Genomic DNA, 18190 nt, shown 5'->3' on the forward strand with positions numbered 1-18190 from the left:
GGGCGAACATGAGCTTCGGGCTGGTGTCCTTCGGGGAGGCGCTCGGCGACCCGGCGCCGGTGGCGGACGTGGTGGGGGAGTACACCGACGACGTGCAACGGGTCCTCGGCTACGGCTACCGGCAGGTGCACCGCGCCGCGCCGGCGGTCGGCGTGACCGACCTCGCCGAACGGGCCGCCCGCCGGGCGCTCGACGCCGCCGCGCTGCCCGCCGCCGAGCTGGACCTGCTGGTGCTGGCCGTCACCGACGTCACCGAACACCTCTACTGGGACGCCGCCGCCGAATTGGCGCACCGGCTCGGCCTGGTGGACGCCGAGGCGGTGCTGCTCACCCAGGCGTGCACCACCGGCGTGCTCAGCCTGGACACCGTCGCGGGCCGGTTCGCCACCCACCCGGGGTACGCGACCGCGCTGGTGGTGGCCGCGAACCGGACCTGTGAGGCGTACTGGAACCGGATGGACACCCAGCCGATGGTGTTCTCCGACGGCGCGGTCGCCACGGTGGCCCGGCGCGGGCACCCGCGGCTGCGTTGGCTGGCCACCGAGGCCGTGACCGACGGTCGCTACGCCGGGTTCCACCGGCTCGACAGCGGCGGCGCGGCGACGCCCTTCGGGCCCGGCGGCGATCCACCCGCCGCCCTCGACGGGTGGCACGTGATGGAGTTCTTCGACTACGACGCCGAGCAGTTCGCGCAGTTCGCCCGCGAACTCGACGAACGGGCCGTGCGGGTCACCGAGCGGGCCTGCGCCCGGGCCGGTGTCGCGGTCGCCGACCTGGCGCGGCTGATCCTGGTCGGCGACAACGAACGGGCCATGGCGTCGCTGGCCGAGGCGCACGGCGTGCCGTTGGCCCGGACCAACCGGGAGTTGGCCGCCGAGCACGGGCATCTCGGGGCCGCGGACCAGCTCTTCGGGTTGAGCCGCCTGCTGGCCGCCGGGGAGCTGGTCGAGGGCGACCGGGTCGCGTTGATCTCGCTGGGCCGGGGCATGCACTGGGCCTGTACCATCGTCGCGGTATAGGCATCGATCATCCGGTCGGTGTGCCAGCGCGCCGCCGCCGCTGCCGCCGGAGGACCCGTCCGGAAGGGACACGGCATGTCCAGTCGGCTGGTGCGACTCGTCGCCGACGTGCTGGAGCTGCCGGTCGACGAGGTCGACGCGCAGACCGGGCCGGCCACCACGGCCGCCTGGGTGAGTCTGCGTCACCTCCAGATCGTCGCGGCGGTCGAGGACGCCTACCGGGTGACCATCACGCCACGGGAGATCCGGGCCGTGCGGTCGGTGGCGGACCTGCGCGCGCTGCTGGCGCGGCGGGGCGTCGAGGAATGACGGCCGTCGCGCCGTCCCCGCTCGGCGACGCCGACCTCGACGCCGGGCTGCTCATCCGCCGCTTCGAGGAGGAGCTGCTCCGCCTGTACGCCGACGGCCACCTCGCCGGCACCACCCACACCTGCCTGGGCCAGGAGCACATCCCGGTCGCGCTGGCCCCGTTGCTGACCGGGGACTTCGTGTTCAGCAACCACCGGGGGCACGGGCACTACCTGGCCCACCGCGCCGACCCGCACGGCCTGCTGGCGGAGCTGCTCGGCCGGGACGGCGGGGTGTGCCGCGGGCACGGCGGCAGCCAGCACCTGCGCCGGGACGGGTTCCTGTCCACCGGGGTGCAGGGGGAGAGCCTGCCCGCCGCGGTCGGCGTCGGGCTGCACCTCAACCGCACCGGGCAGGACCGGATCGTGGCGGCCTACGTCGGCGACGGCACCTGGGGCGAGGGCGCGGTCTACGAGGCGCTCAACATGGCGGCGCTGTGGCGGGTGCCGCTGCTGGTGGTGGTGGAGCACAACCGGATCGCCCAGTCCACCCCGACCACCGCGCAGTTGGCCGGCACCATCGCCGGCCGGGTGGCCGGGTTCGGGATCACCGTCAGCGAGTCGGACTCGCTGGACCTCAACGAGGTGCGGGCCGGCGCCGCGCCGCACGTCGCGCGGGTCCGCGCCACCCGGCAACCGCACGTGCTGGTGCAGCACACGGTCCGGCTCGGCCCGCACAGCAAGGGCGACGACTCCCGCGACGCCGACGAGCTGCGCGAGCTGCGGCGGCTCGACTGGCTGGAGCGCTACGCCACCGCGTACCCGGAGCAGTTCTCGGCGGCGGACGCGCGGGCCCGGCGGCGGGTCGCGGACGTCTCGGCCGAGGTGCTGTCCCGGCCGTTGGTGAGCGGCGGCGTGGGGTGACCCGCGCCGAACGGGTGAGCGAGAACCTCAACCGCGCCCTGCACGAGCTGTTCGCCGCCGACGACCGGGTCTGGCTGCTGGGTGAGGACGTCGCCGACCCGTACGGCGGGGCGTTCAAGGTCACCCGGGGGCTGTCCACCGCGTACCCGGACCGGGTGCTGTCGACGCCGCTGAGCGAGAACGGCATCACCGGCGTCGCGGGTGGCCTGGCGCTCTGCGGTGACACCGTGATCGTCGAGATCATGTTCGGCGACTTCGCCGGTCTCGCGTTCGACCCGATCCTCAACTTTCTCACCAAGTCCGTCAGCATGTACGGCGAGCGCACCCCGATGCGGGTGGTGATCCGCTGCCCGGTGGGCGGCGGCCGGGGCTACGGCGCGACGCACAGCCAGAGCGTGCAGAAGCACTTCATCGGCATCCCGCACCTCGCGCTCTTCGAACTCTCGCCCCTGCACGACGCGGCCGACGTGCTCGCCGCCGCGCTGCGCCGGGGCGAACCGGCCATGCTCTTCGAGGACAAGATCCTCTACACCCGCCGCCGGTACGTCGACGGCCGCGTCGACGACCGCTTCGCCGTCGAGATGCGGGGCGCGGACCGCAACTGGGCCCGCGTGCACGACCCGGCCGCCGACACCGCGCCGACGCTCGTCATCGCGCCCGGCGGGGTCGCCGACCGGGCCATCGCCGCCGCGCGGGACGCCGCCGGGCGGGGCCGTGCCGTCGAGGTGCTGGTGCCGGCCCGGCTCTACCCGGTCGACGTGGACGGGCTGCGCGGCGTGCTCGACGGCGCGGCCGGGGTGATCGTCGCCGAGGAGAGCACGGCCGGTGGCACCTGGGGCGGCGAGGTCGCCGCCCGGCTGCACGCCGAGGCGTGGCCGCTGCTGCGCCGGCCGGTCGAGCTGGTCAGCTCCGCCGACCGGGTCATCCCGTCCGCCCCGCACCTGGAACGCGCGGTCCTGCTGGGCGCGGACACCATCCTGGAGCGGATCATGCGGGTTCCGGCCGGCGGGCCCGCCGCGCCGCGGGCGGCCGGCGTCGACCCGCCGCCGGCCGGGTCGCGTCCGGCGGGGACCGCCGAGCCGGGTGTCCCGGTGCGGGTGCCCACGCTCAACCCGACCGACGAGAGCTACCTGCTGCTGGAGTGGCTGGCGCCGGCCGGCGCCACCGTCGGCGTCGGGGAGCCGATCGCGGCGGTGGAGACCGCCAAGGCGATCGAGGAACTGGCCGCGACGCACGCCGGCGTGCTGCGGCACGACGTGGCCGCCGGGGCGGACTGCGTCCCGGGCGGCGTCATCGGCCGCGTCCTGCCCGTCGGGGCCGCGCCCGCCCCGACCGCGCCGTCCCCGGAACCGCCGCCGTCCCCGGAACCGCCGCCGGGGCCGGCCGCCGCGGTCCGGCCGCCGGTGGTGTCGCCGGTCGGACGGCCGTTGTCACCGGCGCAACGCCGCGTCGCCGAGGTGGTGGCGACCTCGCACCGGGAGATCCCGGCCGCGTTCACCGTGGTGCGCGTCGACGTGACGGCCGCCCTCGGGTACGCCCGCCGGGCCGCCGAGGAGACCGGCGCCGACGTCGGCCTCACCGAGCTCGTCATCGCCGCCGTGGCCGCGCTGCACGACCGGTTCCCCGACCTGTACGCCACGCTCACCGGCGACGGCCGGGTGCGCGACGCGGCGCAGCCGGCGGTCGGGCTGACCGTGGACGTCGGCACCGGGCTGTTCCTGCCGGTGATCCGCGACGCCGCGAAGCTGGACCTGGGCGACCTCGCCGACACCGTGGTCGCGCTGCGCATGCGGGCGCTGCGCAACCGGCTCGGCGAGGACGACATGGCCGACATGAACTTCCTGGTCGCGCTCAACGACACCCCAGGCGTGCTCCACGCCCGGCCGATCATCCCGCCCGGTGTCACCTGCGCGCTGTCGGTGCCCGACGTGCACCGCGAGGTCGTGCTCGACGCCGACGGCGGGTTACGCGAGCGGACCACCGCCGACCTCGGCCTGGCCTACGACCACCGGCTGGTCAACGGGGCGCGGGCCGGCGCGTACCTGGCCGCGCTCGCCGCCGCCCTGCGCCGGTGACCGGGCGGACCCGGACGCATCGTCGACAGTTGATCTAAACTGCGTCGCGGAGCACCGTGCGTGGTCGGTGACCGCCTCCGACGGGGTGATCAGCATGCTTGTCCGCGTCCTCGGACCCTGCACCGCCGAGACCGACCGGGGCGACGCGGTGCCGCTCGGCCCGCCCAAGCAGCGGGCGCTGCTGGCCGCGCTGGTGCTGCGCGCCGGGCGGGCGGCGACCGTCACCGAACTCGTCGACACGCTCTGGCCGGACGACCCGCCACGTTCGGCGGTCAAGAACCTCCAGCTCTACGTGCACCAGCTCCGCAAGCTGCTCGGCACGGCGCTCAGCCACCGCAACGGCGGCTACCGGCTCGACCGGGCGGCCTACCGGCTGGACGCCGCCGAGTTCGACGACCTGGTGGACCTCGCCCGGCGGGCCGCCGCCGCCGACGACCTGCCAACGGCCCACGACGCCTACCGGCGGGGCCTGTCGACGTGGCGGGGGCGCGCGCTCGCCGACCTGGTCGACCGGGGCCTGCTGCGGGAGGAGGCCACCCTGCTGGAGCGCCGCCACCTCGTCACGCTCGACGAGTCCCTGGCGGTGGAGGCCCGCCTGCACGGACCGGTCGCCGTGCTGCCCCGGGCCCGGCGGCTGATCGTCGACCACCCGTTGCACGAGCCGTTGCGGGAGCACGAGCTGCGCGGGCTGCTCGCCGCCGGCCGCCACGCCGACGCGGCGACCGCGTACCGGGAGTTCCGTCGGCTGCTCGCCGCCGAGGTCGGGGTCGCGCCGGGTCCGACGCTGCGGGCGCTCGGGGCCCGGCTGCCCTGGCACCGCGCGGCCGAGCCGGGCCCGGCCCAACTCCCCGCCGACCTGGCCGACTTCACCGGTCGGGCCGCGCAGGTAGCGGAGATCACCCACCACCTCAGCGGTACGGCGGGCGCGTTGCGCATCCACGCCGTGTCCGGCACCGGCGGGGTGGGCAAGAGCAGCCTGGCGGTGCACGCCGCGCACCTGCTCCGACCGCACTACCCGGACGGGCAGCTCCATGTGCGGCTGCACGGCCACGGGGAACGGCCCGTCGATCCGGCCGACGTGCTGGCGCAGTTCCTGCGCGCCCTGGGCCGGCCGGCCCCGCCGCCGGGCGGCGACCTCGACGAGCGCGTCCACCTCTACCGCAGCGCGCTGGCCGACCGCCGGGTGCTCGTGCTGCTCGACGACGCGGCCGGGGAGGGGCAGGTCCGCCCGCTGCTGCCCAGCGGTGCCGGCTGCGCGGCGCTGGTGACCAGCCGCACCCCGCTGGCCGGCCTGGTCGGCGCCCGGCACCTGCCGCTGGACGTGCTGGACGCGCAGGCGGCGGTGACGCTGCTGCTGACCGCCGCCGGCCGGGACCGCGCGCGGGTCGATCCGGCCGACGCCGCGGCGGTGGTGCGGCTCTGCGGCCGGCTGCCGCTGGCCGTGCGGGTGGCGGGCGCCCGACTGGCCACCCGTCCGCACTGGACACTGGCCGCGTTCGCCGGGCGCCTGGCCGACAGCCGGCGGCGGCTCGACGAACTGCGCGCCGGGGACCTCGACGTACGGGCCAGCTTCCAGCTCAGCTACGACGGCCTGGACCCGGACACCCGCCGCGCGTTCCGCCTGCTCGCCCTGCTGGACCAGCCGACCGTCACCGCGTGGCTGGCCGCCGCCCTGCTCGGCGCCACGCCGACCGGCGCGGAACGGCTGCTGGAGTCGCTTGTCGACGCCCAGCTCCTGGAGTCGTCCGCCGGTGACCGGTACCGCCTGCACGACCTGCTTCGGGTCTACGCCGCGGAGATGGCCGCCGCCGAGCCCGAACCGGCGCGGCGGTCGGCCGTCGGCTCGGCGCTGCGGGCCTGGTTGACGCCGGCGGAACGCGCCGCCGCGGCGCTGACCGGCCCGGACGCCGAGCAGGCGCGGAGCTGGTTCACCGCCGAGCAGGCCGATCTGGTGGCCGCCGTCCGCCAGGCGCACCGGGCCGGCGCCTGGTCGGTCACCTGGCGTCTGGCCCGGTCGTTGACCCGGTTCCTGGAGGAACGCTCCCAGTGGGAGGCCTGGCGGACCACCCACGAGCTGGCGCAGGACGCGGCCCGCCGCGCCGGGGACGTCGCCGTCGAGGTCGCGCTCACCCAGCGCCTCGGTGACCTCTACCGGGACCGGGGCCGCTTCGCCGAGGCCGCCGACCACTTCGGTCGCTGCCTGGACCTGGCCGGACGGACCGGCGACGACCTCCAGCGCGCCGCGGCGCTGCGCGGGCTCGGCGACGCCGGCTGGGGACGCGGCGACGCGCGGACCGCGATCACCCGCTACCGTGCCGCGCTGCCGCTGTTCGTCGCCGGTGACGACCGGCGCGGCACGGCGGAGACGCTGCGAGGGCTGTCGGTGGCGTACCGGGGCCTGGGCCGGCTGTCCGACGCGGCGGCTGCGGCCCAGCGGTGCCTGAGCGCGTTCGCCGCGCTCGGCGACCGCGACGGCGAGGCGTACGCCCGGCGCACGCTGGGCAGCATCCGGCTGGACCAGGAACGCTACGACGAGGCCACCGAGTGCTTCCTGCGTTGCCGGGCGGACTTCGCCGCGCTGGGGGACCGGCTGGGCGAGGCGGCGGCGCTGCTCGGTCTCGGGATGACCCAGGTCGACCAGGAGCGTTTCGCGCGGGCCGTGCCCACCTACCGGGACTGCCGTGCGGCGTTCGCCGACGTCGCGGACGCGCTCGGCGAGGCGTACGCCCGACGTGGTCTCGGCGACGCGCTGACCGGGCTCGGGCGGCACGAGGAGGCCGCCGGGGAGTTGACGGCCGCGCTGGCGGTCTTCCGCACCGGCGGAGACGTCCGCTGGGAGGGCTACGCGCTGTTCAGCATCGGCCGGCTGGAGTTGGCGCGGGGCCGGCCCGACGAGGCCCGCGACGCCCTGCGCGGTGCGTTGCGGATCTTCGAGCGGATGGCAGCCGCGCTGTGGGTCGACCGGACCCGAGGGCTGCTGGCCGCCCCGGCCATCCACGCGGGCGGCGTCTGAGTCGCGCCGGCCCGCCCGTACGCCCTGCTCAGCACGCCCGTATACCACCGCTATACCGGCCCGGCCGGATGGTGGTGGGGCCCGGCGGCGACCAGGATCGGTACGCCGACCGCGGACGTGGCCCGGTCGGTGGTGCGACCGCCCGGGCCACGTCCGCATCGATGCGTGAGGAGACACAGTGGACGAGGACGAGAACAACCGGCCGGGTCGGGGGCTGTCCCGGCGTTCGCTCATCCGGCTGACCGGCGGCGCGGCGGCGGCGGTCGGCGTGGGCGCGTACCTGGGGGCGGGACAGCCGGCCTCGGCGGCGCCGTTCTACCGGGCGCACGGCCCGGTGCTGACCGACGGCTACCAGACCTGGCTGACCGCGATCTCCAACCAGTCGGCCAACCTCGCCAAGGTCGTCACCGGGTGGGGGTTGGCGGGTGGCTGGGCGGCCAACCCGGACCATGTCTGGACCGCGTGCGGCGCCACGGACCACCTGATCGTGCGGACCGTCACCGGGGACACGAACACCATGATCGACGCGAACAACGCGGTCAACGAGATCCGGAACTCGCGGTTCTTCGAGTACAAGCGGATCCGGTCCGGCGCCGGCAAGTGCATCATCGAGCTCGGCAACGAGCCGAACATCGGGGTGAGCGACATCTGGGGTTACGGGTGGTGCCTCAGCGCCACGATCGACCGCATCCGGGCCGAGTTCCCCGGCGCGCTGATCTGCGGCACCGCCCTGTCGCCGAACAAGGGCGTGCGGCCCGACGACTGGTACGGCAACCAGAACTACCGGGACGCGATCGCCAAGTGCGACTTCGTCGGTGTCCACTTCTACAGCAACCCGAGCAACGGAAGCTTCATCGAGCAGGGCAACGTCAACGAGCTGACCTACGCCGAGACGTTGCAGCGGGCCGCCTCGATCTGGCCCGGCAAGCGGGTGATCGGCACCGAGTACTCGATCCGCACCACCGCCATCTCCCAGTACGACAAGGGCTACAAGTACGCCAACCTGATCCACTTCGACAACTCGGTCGCCGGCAACCTGTGGGGCGCCACGTACTACCACGTGCAGACCAACCCGGGCGGCGTGGACGTCAACGAGAACGTCGGCTCCGAGGGCGCCCGCGGCTACCGTCGGCGGCTCAGCGAGGGCGGGCTCTGACCCGTTCGGGTGGGACCGGCCCGAGGGGTCGGTCCCACCCGGGGGACGCCGTGGATCAGGGGCGCCTGGAGTGATTCGACGGAGTCGGTCTGGCGCTGCTCGCCGGGATCGCCAGCCCTACTTCGAGCCGTTCGGGCTGACGCCGACGGCCAGCTGTGACATCAGCTGTTGCACGTCGCCCTCCATAAGTTGTGCGGTCCGGGCGACGGTGAAGCCGAGTGCCTCGTTGATGCGCAGCATGTGCGGGTTGTGGGGGGCCACGCTCGTCTGGATGCCGTCGAGGCTGGAGATGTCCCCGGAGTCGAGCCAGTGCAACATCTGGCTCTTGACGAAGAGGCCGAGCCGATGACCGCGGTGGTTGGGGCGTACCGAGGTGTCCATCTGCAGGCCGATCCCGGGACGCTCGTCGCGGAACTGTAGTTCGGTCAGGCCCGCGATCTCGCCAGTGGCCTGGTGCGCGGCCACCACAACCCACTGCTTGATGCCACGGGCGGTGAGCTCCGCCTCGGCGGCGCGGACCCGTTCCACCGTCCACTCGGGTAGCCGGTAGGAGACACCGCCGAACGGGACGCCGTGCATGGCGGTCTTGGCCTCGGCGAAGTTGGCTATCAGCGCCTGGGGCGCCGGGCTGATCCACTGGGCGGCATGATATCCGGGCGGCGTTGGCTGCTGCCAGCGGCTGCGGTCGGCGGTCGCCCAGTCCAGCCGCTGTATGAGCATGGTGGAGGTGACCCGCATGCCGAGGCGGGTGGCCAACGCTGCGGCGGGGGTGTCCTTGGTCAGCCAGGCGCTGACCGTCTGGCGCTCCTCGGCGCTCGCGGCCGCCAGGGCGACGCGCAGCAGCGCGGTGCCGGCGCCCTGGCGCCAGCGGGCCGGGTCGACGCGGAGTTCGATCTGCGCGTGGTCGCTGTTCTCGTAACCGGGTAGCGACAGGCGGACCGCGCCGACCAGCTCGCTGTCGTCCCGTACCCCCCAGAGGAGGAAGCGCCGCGCCGTCGATGAGGCTGCCCGCAGCCATTCGTCAGCACCTCGGCGGGTGAGGGGCGGCTCATAGGGCCGATCGGCGGCCATGGCCGCCGCAGCCAGCCGGTGGTGGGCGGTGAGGAACGCGTCGTCCAGAGCGGCAGGGTCGATGGCTTCAACGTGCCAGTGCATCGGGGTTCTCCTGGGATAAGGGGGCGTGTGCGGGCGTGGGCGTGGCACCACGGGATGCGATTGGCGGGGCGGGCACAGACGTCGCGGCGAGCGCTAGGGCGGCGATCATGACCATGCCGAAAGTTGGTATGCCCAGCAGCACGGCAATCGCACCGTGCAACGCGATTCCCAGGGCCAACGCCAGCCGCCGGTAGGGGACCGGGGCCAGGACCAGCACGGCGAGGCTGACCTCCACTCCCAGCACCAGCCAGGTCGTCGCCGTGCCGAGAGGACTGCCCGCCAACGGCTCGACCAGGGGGGTGAGGCCACTGGCGATTCCGGAGACCGGATTGGTGAGCGCCGCCGGCAGCGCCGTCCCGTCCCGCCACTCGCCCTGGGTCAACTTCGCCGCCGTCGCCACGAGGTAGATGACGCTCAACTGCACCCGGACGACAAGTAGTGCCGCGTCCGCGGCTCCTTGCCAGCGCGGTGTCCGGCGGGTGGCACCCCAGTGCCACCGTCGCCGGTCCCCGAGGGCCAGGGGCACGAGCAGCATCGTCATGATCTGGGCCACGTAGTCACCACCACTCGGCATCGGCAGGGCGGTGGCGAGACTGGCGGTGACGTACCAGTGCGGCAGGCAGGTCCAGGACGGTCGCCAGCCGATCAGGCAGACTGTCAGGACGATGATCGAAAGCCAGCGCACGATGGCTTGGCTGTTCGAGGAATCACCGGCGATGCACCACAAGCCGGCGGCAGCGATTCCGTCGCACCGTCGTCCGGAGGCATCAGCGGGCGTGGGCGGGAACAGGATCGCCGGCGGATTGATGCCGACCACACTCAGCGTGGCGAGGCTGAGCAGGCTGCGCGGTAGCCCGTAGCCCGTTGGTAAGCGCTCCCGTGTCAGCTTGTGGAGGCTTAGCGAGGTGAGCATGACAGCTCGGTCAACGCTAGCCGTTCGACACGCACAGCGTGGTCAGGAGTTCGCCGTTCGACGGCGATCACGATGTCGCCGCAGAGCGTTGGCCAGGGAGCGTCATTGACTATCTCGACGTCGGGCCGGTGTGATGAGGGGAGGCAGGCCGCCAGCCGCTCGTCGGGACAGACATACCAACCTTTTTCGGGGATCTGAGCCGACAGGCGAGCGAGTTCGGCGAGCTGGGCCTGGTTCAATCGGCGGAGGCCGCCGAGACTGGTCCAACTGGCCTTTTGCGTGATCAGCAGTTCGGGCATCTTGCTTCCTGCGGTCGGCCAACGGTAGGCCGATACCTCCGTTCCGCCGGCAACATCGGTGTAGAACGACCAGGTCTGCGGCCACAGGTGCTTCACCGTGAGCTGGTGCGGGGCCCCCGCGCCGTTGCCGGGAAGCCATTGCACGACGCATGCGAGAGCAAGAAGCGTGAGCAGCAGCATCCGGTGGAACGTGAATGATGCGCGTCGCGGATCGTCGCCGGCTTGCTCCCCATCAGGGGGAAGCAGGCCGGCGACGTTGCGGCGGATCAGCAGTCTGCGCATTCGACGTTCGCAGGAGGTGAGGTGGGAGTCAGCTTGAACTGTGCCCCAACCCTGGGTGCCTGAGCCGGGGTGGCGTTGCTCGCCGTGGACACCGTGCTCCCAATGCCAATTACGGATGTGACGGCTAGCGCAGCTACCAATCCGTACAAAGACGACTTCTTCATGATGATCCTTGGTCAGCTGTGGTGGGTTCCGCCGGTGTTCACCGGCCCTGCCCAACCGATTCTGCTGGGTACACCTACTCGATCCCTACTCGTGCGGGCGGGACGGATGGCCGCAGGTCAACGCGCCATCGCCGGGACGCACGTCGCCGCGTGTCGGCACCGGTCGCAGTCGACCGCGCGCGGGTCGGTGGCGTCCAGATGTCGGCGTGGTCCGTCCGCGTCCACGAAGCCGGCCGGGTAGTGCTGGCTGGCGCTCCTCCAGTGATGGCGTGCTGCTGTGACGTCTCCTGCTCGAGCGCGCTCGTGGGCGAATCCCTCATGGGCCCGTGCGACATAGCGCGTGAAGCCGTAGTCGAGAGCTAGCGTCGAGACACGAGTGAACACCTCGACCGACTCTGCCCGTCGATCCATCTCCAGCAGGGCCTCTCCGATACATGCCAGCGCCAGGCACTCCACCTCCCGTAGCCGGAATTGCTTCGCCAGATCCAGGGATCGCCGCCCGAAGTCCAGGGCGGGTTCCGCCTGGCCTAGTGCACGCGAGGTCGACGACAGCCCCGCCAGGGCGACACTGATCCGGCGGTAGGATCGGGCCTCCGTGGCCTGCCGCAGAACCCAGGAAAACCGTTCGTACGCAGCCTGGAAGTCGCCTTGCTGGCTGAAGGTCAGGGCGCGGTTGAGGTTCAGCCAGAGGGTCGCTTCGGCAGGAAGGTCCGTCAGCGCGGACTCCGCCGCGTCGAGGTGGCGCAACGCGTCGTCGTACGCCCCCAGCTCACGGCAGGCCACGCTGAGGTTGTTGTTCAGCAGGTGGATCGCGAAACGGTCGGACGCCCCGGTGGCGAGGCGCAGACCGGTGCGGAAGCTCTCTCGCGCCTGCCGCGGCTGGCCGCTGTTGAGCTGGGCGGAGCCGAGATCCGCCCACTGGTACGTCTGCCAGCCAACCTTCCCCAGGTGGGCGGCTGCCTCGATGGCCTTGTGGAAAATCTGCTCGGCGAGGCCGCTCTCCCGCCGCTCCCGGGTGGCCAGGGCCAGGGCATAGAGGGCAAGACAATGACCGTCACGGTCGTTGGCCGCATGGGCAGAGGTCACCGCCAGTTGGATCATCTCGAGGGCGTCTCCCTCGTAGTTGCGCAGGGCGAAGAGCGGTTGGACCGCGCACGTCAGTTGCCACACCTGTCGGTGCATCCCGTGGCGTAGCGCCAGCCGGATGGCCGAGATGAAGTTGGTGAGTTCCCCTTCCAGGGCCTCCCGCACCGATGCGTCCGCCGGATGCGGGGGCAACGAGGGTCCCGTCGTCTCCTGCTCCTCGGCGAAGGTGAACGGCCGGGTGGCCAGAGGCCGGCACCACGTGCGGGCGAGCAGAATGTAGTAGTCGACGACGCGCTCCGCGGCGCGGCGGCTGTCCGTGGGATCATCGTGCTGCTCGTGGAGCTGCTGCGCGGCATCGCGGAGCAAGTCGTGCAGCTGATAGCGACCGGCACGCGGCTGGAGGACGACGTTGTCGTCGACCAGCGCTTCGAGGCTCGCCTCGGCTTGTAGCACGGACATCCCGGCCAGGGCCGCCACGGAGTAGCAGTCGAACTCCGTGGCGGGGTGAACCCCCAACAGGCGGAAGACATGCTGCTGGGTTCCGGTGAGATGCCGGTACGACAGGCTCAACGCCACCATGACGCTCCGGTCGCCCACGGTGAGCAGGCGGGCCCGGGTGCGATAGTCACTGAGCTGCCGAGCCAGGTCTTCGATCGACCAGTTGGGACGGTGCCGGAACCGGGCCGCGGCAATGCGGATGGCCAGGGGCAGGTGCCCGCACAGCCTCACGACATCCGTCAGCGTCTCCTCGTGCTGCGCCAGGTTGTCACCGCTGACCTCACGGAAAAGTGAGATCGCGTCGGGAACCGGCAGGGTGTCGACCGACAGCGGAACGGCGCCCTCCAAGGAAGCCAGTCGGCGGCGGCTGGTGATGATCACGAGCGTGCCGCCGGTGCCGGGTAGCAGCGCGCGGACCTGGGTGGCGTCCACCGCATTGTCGAGCACGATCAGGGCCTGCTTACCGGCCATCAACGACCGCCACTGCGCGGATCTTCCCGACGTGTCAGCTTCCAACGACTCAACGGGCAGGCCCGCGTCGCGTAGCAGCACGGCGAGGGCCTGCCCCGGAGTCAGTGGATCCTTGCCACTGGTGAAGCCCAACAGGTCGACGAAGAACTGCCCGTCTGGGAACTTCTCGGCTATCTCGTGGGCGAGCCGAACCGCCAGGGTGGTCTTGCCCACCCCGCCCATGCCGTCGATTGCCGATATGGTGAGAGCTGATGTCCCGCTCTCCGTCGCCGCCGTTCGGAGCACCTGCAACTCCGCGGTTCGCCCCGTGAATTCGTGGGGGGTGTGCGGCAGCAGGCACGGCTTTCGGCCTGCCGTCACGCCCGATGATTCCGGCTCCTCGCGTCCACCCGGAGAGTCGCCCGAACGTTCCTGCGGCCGATCGCTGTTCCCCCGCAGGATGGCGGTGTGCAGGTCCCGCAGCTCAGCATTCGGATCGACACCGAGTTCGTCGGCGAGAACCTGCCGACCACGTTCGAAGACGGTGAGGGCCTCGGCCGGTCGTCCGGACTGCCAGAGCGCACGCATGTAGACCAGGCGTAGCGATTCACGCAACGGCCGAGCAGCCACCTGGTCCGCGAGCAGCGCCACGATGTCCGCGGCATCGCTCCGGTCGAGCTTGAGCTGTGCGAGCTGTTCCACGACGTCGACGAACGTCGCTTCCAGCCGGGCGGCGAGAGCTGCCTCTCCTTCAGATCCCAGGGCCAAGATGGGTCCTCGCCACAAGCCGACCGCCCGCTCGTACTCGGACAGGGCCTCGTCGATGCGCGCGTCGGCATGGTGTCGCCGACCCCGGGCAACGGCTTCCTGGAACTCCAGGGCATCCACCTGGTCCGACGGAACCTCGAGCCGGTAGTGCGAACTGTCGTTCTGCAGTCGTACCTGGCTGTCGTTCATTCGGAGGAAGCTGCGAAGAGCGCTTATCGAATTGTGCAGCTGTTGCTGGCAGCTCCGGGGCGGGGTCGGCCACAGAATGCTGATGATTTCGTCCCGCGACACAAGCTCGTTCGCGTGTAGTAACAAGACAGCCAGTAGCCGGGCCTGTCGAGGACCGGGAAGGCGAACAGGCTTCCCGCCGACCTCGACCTCCAACTGGCCAAAGAGGCGGAAGTAGAGCTTCCGATCAGCGGAACGTCCGGTTGCCGATGTCGAGGCATGATTCATCGGTGCCGGCATGTCTAGCCCCCCGTTGGCCGTCAGGACGTCCTGGCCGTGCCAACTGCCGCCGAAGGGACGGTGCCGCGCCAGGCCGCCGGAGGCCTCAACGGCCACGGCACGTGCTTCGGTGCTCGCCAGCGGTGGCCTTCCTACGCGGCGGATGTTAGCACTCAAGTTCGTCACTGTGCGGGCGTGCGTCGGACCGGATCGCGCCGCCGAACGGGTCCCGGTGTCGTCGAGCGGCACCGCCCGTGCCATCGCCGGTGTTGGTCGCTGTCCCTCTCGTCCGTCAACTCGTCCATGAGCTGCGCTGCTCCGGTGGGGAGAGCGGGTGGCGACCGTCGCCGGCGCTGCCGCTGACCGGCTGGTCGCCCGAGGTGCGCGGTCCCGCCCGTGGCGATCGGTCGGCTCCCGGGAGATCACCTCGGCGATCGCGCCTGCCCGGCTCCGTGGATGGGCGTGCCGGATACGAAGATGCGTCCGCTCGTGCATTGGCGCCGAGTGCTCCGTGGACCCTTCTGGGATTTCGAGGTCGAGACCCGCAGATGCGGCAGCGTATCATTGCCCGCATGATGCCTCGTGCGATGCGGGTCAACGTCCGCAGGACGCCATCACTCCTCGATGGTGTCGGAGTGGGCCCCGATGACGCAGCTTGCTGATCGGCTGAACCAGCTCTTCGAGAATGCGCGCGAGGACGGTGCCGAGCCGCGTAACGCCGAGGTGTCCGCCGCTCTCAGGAACGATCAGGGCATCAGCATCTCGCCGGAATATATCCGGATGCTGCGCACGGGCGCGAAGGCGAATCCCCGGCCCGAACTGGTGCGAGCCATCGCCCGATATTTCGGCGTGCCCGCCGGTTACCTGCTCGGTGACTCGTACGGTGCGCTGCGCATCGGCTCCGAAACGGTTTCCAACCTCGGATCGGTTGACGTCTCGGGGTTGTCGCCGCAGAGCGTGGTGATGGTGCAGGCGCTGATAGACCATCTCCGGAACCTGGAGCGCAGTGGGCGGCCTGGATCCGAGTGAGTGCGCGGCGGCCCTGCCGGCCGGCGGAGGCGTGCTACCTCCGCCGGCCGGCAGGGCTTCTGGCGGCACCCGGTCACCCGGTCGCTGACTTCCGTCCGGCCGGCCACATCGTGTACTCGCCGAATGTCCACCGTATGCTGAGTCCCGTGGCGGTTTTCCCAGGAAGTTTCCTGAAGGTGTTCATGACTCGGGGAATAATATTCCTGATAAGGAGCTCCCGGTCGCCCCTCGACGATATCTCCGGGAAGTATTCCGCCGCATTCGAGGGTACGAGCAGGGTGTCGAGCAGTTCATCCGGGAGAATCTCGTAGTTAGCATGTTCGTACACGCCGTCAAAATGTCTGAGGAAGCGCCCGTGCAGAGCCGCCGCCTCATGGGCGTGCGGCAGGATCCGGCGGTCGGCGCGTCTCGCGAGCTCCGGTGAGGTGGTCGCCCGGACTTTCTGGATGATCTGCCGGGCGGCGAGCGGAATGGTGTCATCGACAGGGCCGTGCAGGACTGTGGAGCGGACCGCCCGATTGACGTCATGAAAAAGGAAGGAGGCGGCGTCGCCGGAAGCTATGTCTGGCGAGTTCCACACCACGACCCCATCGGGGCGCAGCGCGCCACGGAAGGACGACAGCATTTTGTCCATGGCCTTCTCGGGGATCAGATGGAAGACCATGTTGGCCATGATGACATCGGCGGGCGGAACGACCTCGTCGAGCGGGAGGAAACCTCCGTCCGCGCCGTTCAGGTGGTGGAACTGGACCCAGGGGTGGTATCCGATCAGGTGTTTCGCCTGATCGAACCACTCCGAATCCAGATCGACAAGGTGGATCTTCAGCCGGCGGCCGGTGGTGGCGAGCCGCTGCTCGACGCCGCGATCGCTCAGTGCCTTGAGCAATTCGATCGTGGCTAGCCCGGTCCCCGCTCCGTAGTCGACCAGGGTCAGGCAGCGCGGGCCGTGCGGCGTCGCCAGTCTCCGCTCGATCGCCGCGACGGCGGCGCGTACGAGCCGTCCGGTGGGTTCGGCGCACCAGAACCGCGGCTGGCGGAGATCGCCGTCGCGGTAGAGCAGGTGGTGCAGGGCCGTGCCGTCCTCGGTCGGCACCGGCCAGGGCAGTCGGCGCTCGGCGGCCGGAAGAAGACGGCTGAGGCTCACCGCGACGAACGGTTTGGTGGCGGGGTATCGGCGTCCTTCATGCGTAACCGCCTCCAGCCCGGCGTCACGGCATGCCTGCTGCCACGCGCCGTGGTGGAGCGGGTACTGGTGGGAGAGGCCGTGGTAGGCCTCGAAGGCGATGCCGTGCATGTCACCGGAATGAGCGCGGGCCACGTCGGGCGAGATACTGTGCGCCTCCACAACAATGAGGCCGTGCCGGGTGACGAACGGGCGCCACCGCGCGAGATGCGCGGTCAGATCCTCGATCACCGCCGACTCGGCCAGGGCATGCCCGTCCGGATCGAGATATGCGCTGGCCTCGCCCGGTGCGGGTGCCCTCCGCGCGCCCCGGTACGTGCGGTCATGGTCGATGAACGAGCGAATGTGCAGCCCTTCTTCCATGACCAGCCCCTGCTCGCGCAGCCTCCCGGCCAACTGCTCCGGCTCGGCGACGTCCCCGGGCAACAGCACCGCGGGGACGTTCCGGCGTCTCAGCAGCGTCCGAGCCTCCTGTAGGGCCGGGCCACTGGGATCCACACCCACCATGACCAGGGGGTACGCGTCCAGGTGACGGCCGCGGATCGTCCGGGTCCTGATCGCCTCGTACAGCTCGGCGAGCCATCGGCCGTTCCCGCAGCCGACGTCGGCGACGAACTGAGGCTGGCGGGCGAGGTCCTCCTGATCGAAGATGCCCAGCACGACGTCCTGAGCGTCCTGGAAGTAGCGACCGTGTGCCGCGCCACTCGCATTGACGTTCACAGCACGGTTCACATGCCACTCGGCGCCGTCGGCCTCCGGCCGAACGTTGAGGGTGCCACGCAGCATCTCGGAGAGCCGGGCGAACATCGGAAGGTAGGACGCGCTCATGCCGAAGGTCTCCGCCATCCGCTGCGCTTCGGCCGTTGTCCACCCCGTGGCCTCGAGTAGTTCCCCGGCGCCGCTCGGCCTGACCACCGTCGGGCCGGCCAGCATCAGCGGCATGACCAGAGCTCCGTCCAGGTGTCCCCGCACGATCGCTCGCTCCTCCACGGGCAGCCGCTCCAGCCCCCACCCGTGGAGGGCGTGCCGCAGCAGCTGATCGAAGAGGTCGGTGGCTCGCTCGGACCAGGGGCGCTGCCAGGCGCGGGCATCGGTGTCGGTGAAGCACACCAGAAACTCGGCGAGCAGCAGGTAGTGGCGGAGATGCGGCGCTATCCGGCGTCCGGCGTCGGTCCAAGAGATGGCGCTGCCCGAGTGGTCGCGTACCCACCCCTGTGCGGAGAGCGTGCGGAGCGCCACCCGAAGCGCGCCGATGCCTTGCTCGGGAAGGTCCGGATACGGCAGCGTGCCGCCGGGAGCGAGTAGGCCGACCTGGGAGAGCGCGGCCAGGGTGCAGCTCAGGACCAGGCCGTCCTGCGCCAGGAAGGCCGCGCGGCGAAGGTTCTGACCATTCAGCTCGACAGCTGCGGGGCGGGTGGGGTCGACGAGGACGGACATGGGCC

12 protein-coding genes and 1 pseudogene are annotated in these 18190 nt (G+C 71.5%); 7 read left to right on the forward strand and 6 right to left on the reverse strand.

Annotated features, from left to right (window positions below):
• Positions 1-8 precede the first annotated feature (8 nt).
• From TPA0908_RS17230 to TPA0908_RS17255, 6 genes are all read left to right on the forward strand, one after another.
• Entirely contained in the window at positions 9-1019 is a 1011-nt protein-coding gene (locus TPA0908_RS17230) for a 3-oxoacyl-[acyl-carrier-protein] synthase III C-terminal domain-containing protein (protein ID WP_281939164.1), read from the forward strand.
• Positions 1020-1094: 75 nt separating this feature from the next.
• Positions 1095-1328, forward strand: coding sequence for an acyl carrier protein (locus TPA0908_RS17235; RefSeq protein ID WP_281939165.1), 234 nt, complete (start codon positions 1095-1097; stop codon positions 1326-1328).
• The gene (locus tag TPA0908_RS17240) at positions 1325-2230 is read left to right on the forward strand and encodes a thiamine pyrophosphate-dependent dehydrogenase E1 component subunit alpha (RefSeq protein WP_281939166.1); all 906 of its coding nucleotides are present in this window, start codon (positions 1325-1327) and stop codon (positions 2228-2230) included. The genes TPA0908_RS17235 and TPA0908_RS17240 overlap by 4 nt, the downstream gene beginning before the upstream one ends.
• Positions 2227-4305, forward strand: coding sequence for a 2-oxo acid dehydrogenase subunit E2 (locus tag TPA0908_RS17245; RefSeq protein WP_281939168.1), 2079 nt, complete (start codon positions 2227-2229; stop codon positions 4303-4305). Before TPA0908_RS17240 ends, TPA0908_RS17245 begins: the two co-directional genes overlap by 4 nt.
• A 67-nt stretch (positions 4306-4372) precedes the next feature.
• The gene (locus tag TPA0908_RS17250; protein ID WP_281939170.1) at positions 4373-7318 is read left to right on the forward strand and encodes an ATP-binding protein; all 2946 of its coding nucleotides are present in this window, start codon (positions 4373-4375) and stop codon (positions 7316-7318) included.
• Between the two features lie 178 nt (positions 7319-7496).
• Entirely contained in the window at positions 7497-8474 is a 978-nt protein-coding gene (locus TPA0908_RS17255; protein ID WP_281939172.1) for a glycoside hydrolase 5 family protein, read from the forward strand.
• Between the two features lie 117 nt (positions 8475-8591).
• Here the strand turns inward: TPA0908_RS17255 and TPA0908_RS17260 are convergent, their stop codons facing one another.
• The 5 genes and pseudogenes from TPA0908_RS17260 to TPA0908_RS31810 form a co-directional block, all read right to left on the reverse strand.
• On the reverse strand, positions 8592-9629 hold the full coding sequence (locus TPA0908_RS17260) for a GNAT family N-acetyltransferase (RefSeq protein ID WP_281939174.1): 1038 nt from the start codon (positions 9627-9629) through the stop codon (positions 8592-8594).
• Complete coding sequence (locus tag TPA0908_RS17265; protein ID WP_281939176.1) at positions 9613-10542, reverse strand: sporulation-delaying protein SdpB family protein; 930 nt, start codon at positions 10540-10542, stop codon at positions 9613-9615. Before TPA0908_RS17265 ends, TPA0908_RS17260 begins: the two co-directional genes overlap by 17 nt.
• A complete protein-coding gene (locus TPA0908_RS17270) occupies positions 10527-11123 on the reverse strand; it encodes an SdpA family antimicrobial peptide system protein (RefSeq protein ID WP_281939177.1) in 597 nt (198 codons plus the stop codon). Before TPA0908_RS17270 ends, TPA0908_RS17265 begins: the two co-directional genes overlap by 16 nt.
• 281 nt (positions 11124-11404) lie before the next feature.
• On the reverse strand, positions 11405-14278 hold the full coding sequence (locus TPA0908_RS17275; protein ID WP_281939180.1) for an ATP-binding protein: 2874 nt from the start codon (positions 14276-14278) through the stop codon (positions 11405-11407).
• Positions 14279-15031: pseudogene (locus TPA0908_RS31810) on the reverse strand (AfsR/SARP family transcriptional regulator); the annotation flags it as partial.
• 150 nt (positions 15032-15181) lie between these two features.
• Here TPA0908_RS31810 and TPA0908_RS17280 point away from each other — a divergent pair.
• Entirely contained in the window at positions 15182-15565 is a 384-nt protein-coding gene (locus TPA0908_RS17280; protein ID WP_281939182.1) for a helix-turn-helix domain-containing protein, read from the forward strand.
• 73 nt (positions 15566-15638) lie between these two features.
• Here the strand turns inward: TPA0908_RS17280 and TPA0908_RS17285 are convergent, their stop codons facing one another.
• A complete protein-coding gene (locus TPA0908_RS17285) occupies positions 15639-18185 on the reverse strand; it encodes a class I SAM-dependent methyltransferase (RefSeq protein WP_281939184.1) in 2547 nt (848 codons plus the stop codon).
• Between the last annotated feature and the right edge of the window lie 5 nt (positions 18186-18190).

Source organism: Micromonospora sp. AKA38 (assembly GCF_027925725.1).
Taxonomy (GTDB): domain Bacteria; phylum Actinomycetota; class Actinomycetes; order Mycobacteriales; family Micromonosporaceae; genus Micromonospora.

What these genes read in the sequence shown, in the direction of transcription:
- TPA0908_RS17230 (WP_281939164.1), top strand. Translation starts at nt 9, where the DNA reads ATGAGCTTCGGGCTGGTGTCCTTCGGGGAGGCGCTCGGCGACCCGGCG.
- TPA0908_RS17235 (WP_281939165.1), top strand. Translation starts at nt 1,095, where the DNA reads ATGTCCAGTCGGCTGGTGCGACTCGTCGCCGACGTGCTGGAGCTGCCG.
- TPA0908_RS17240 (WP_281939166.1), top strand. Translation starts at nt 1,325, where the DNA reads ATGACGGCCGTCGCGCCGTCCCCGCTCGGCGACGCCGACCTCGACGCC.
- TPA0908_RS17260 (WP_281939174.1), bottom strand. Translation starts at nt 9,629, where the DNA reads ATGCACTGGCACGTTGAAGCCATCGACCCTGCCGCTCTGGACGACGCG.
- TPA0908_RS17265 (WP_281939176.1), bottom strand. Translation starts at nt 10,542, where the DNA reads ATGCTCACCTCGCTAAGCCTCCACAAGCTGACACGGGAGCGCTTACCA.
- TPA0908_RS17270 (WP_281939177.1), bottom strand. Translation starts at nt 11,123, where the DNA reads ATGCGCAGACTGCTGATCCGCCGCAACGTCGCCGGCCTGCTTCCCCCT.
- TPA0908_RS17275 (WP_281939180.1), bottom strand. Translation starts at nt 14,278, where the DNA reads ATGAACGACAGCCAGGTACGACTGCAGAACGACAGTTCGCACTACCGG.
- TPA0908_RS17280 (WP_281939182.1), top strand. Translation starts at nt 15,182, where the DNA reads ATGACGCAGCTTGCTGATCGGCTGAACCAGCTCTTCGAGAATGCGCGC.
- TPA0908_RS17285 (WP_281939184.1), bottom strand. Translation starts at nt 18,185, where the DNA reads ATGTCCGTCCTCGTCGACCCCACCCGCCCCGCAGCTGTCGAGCTGAAT.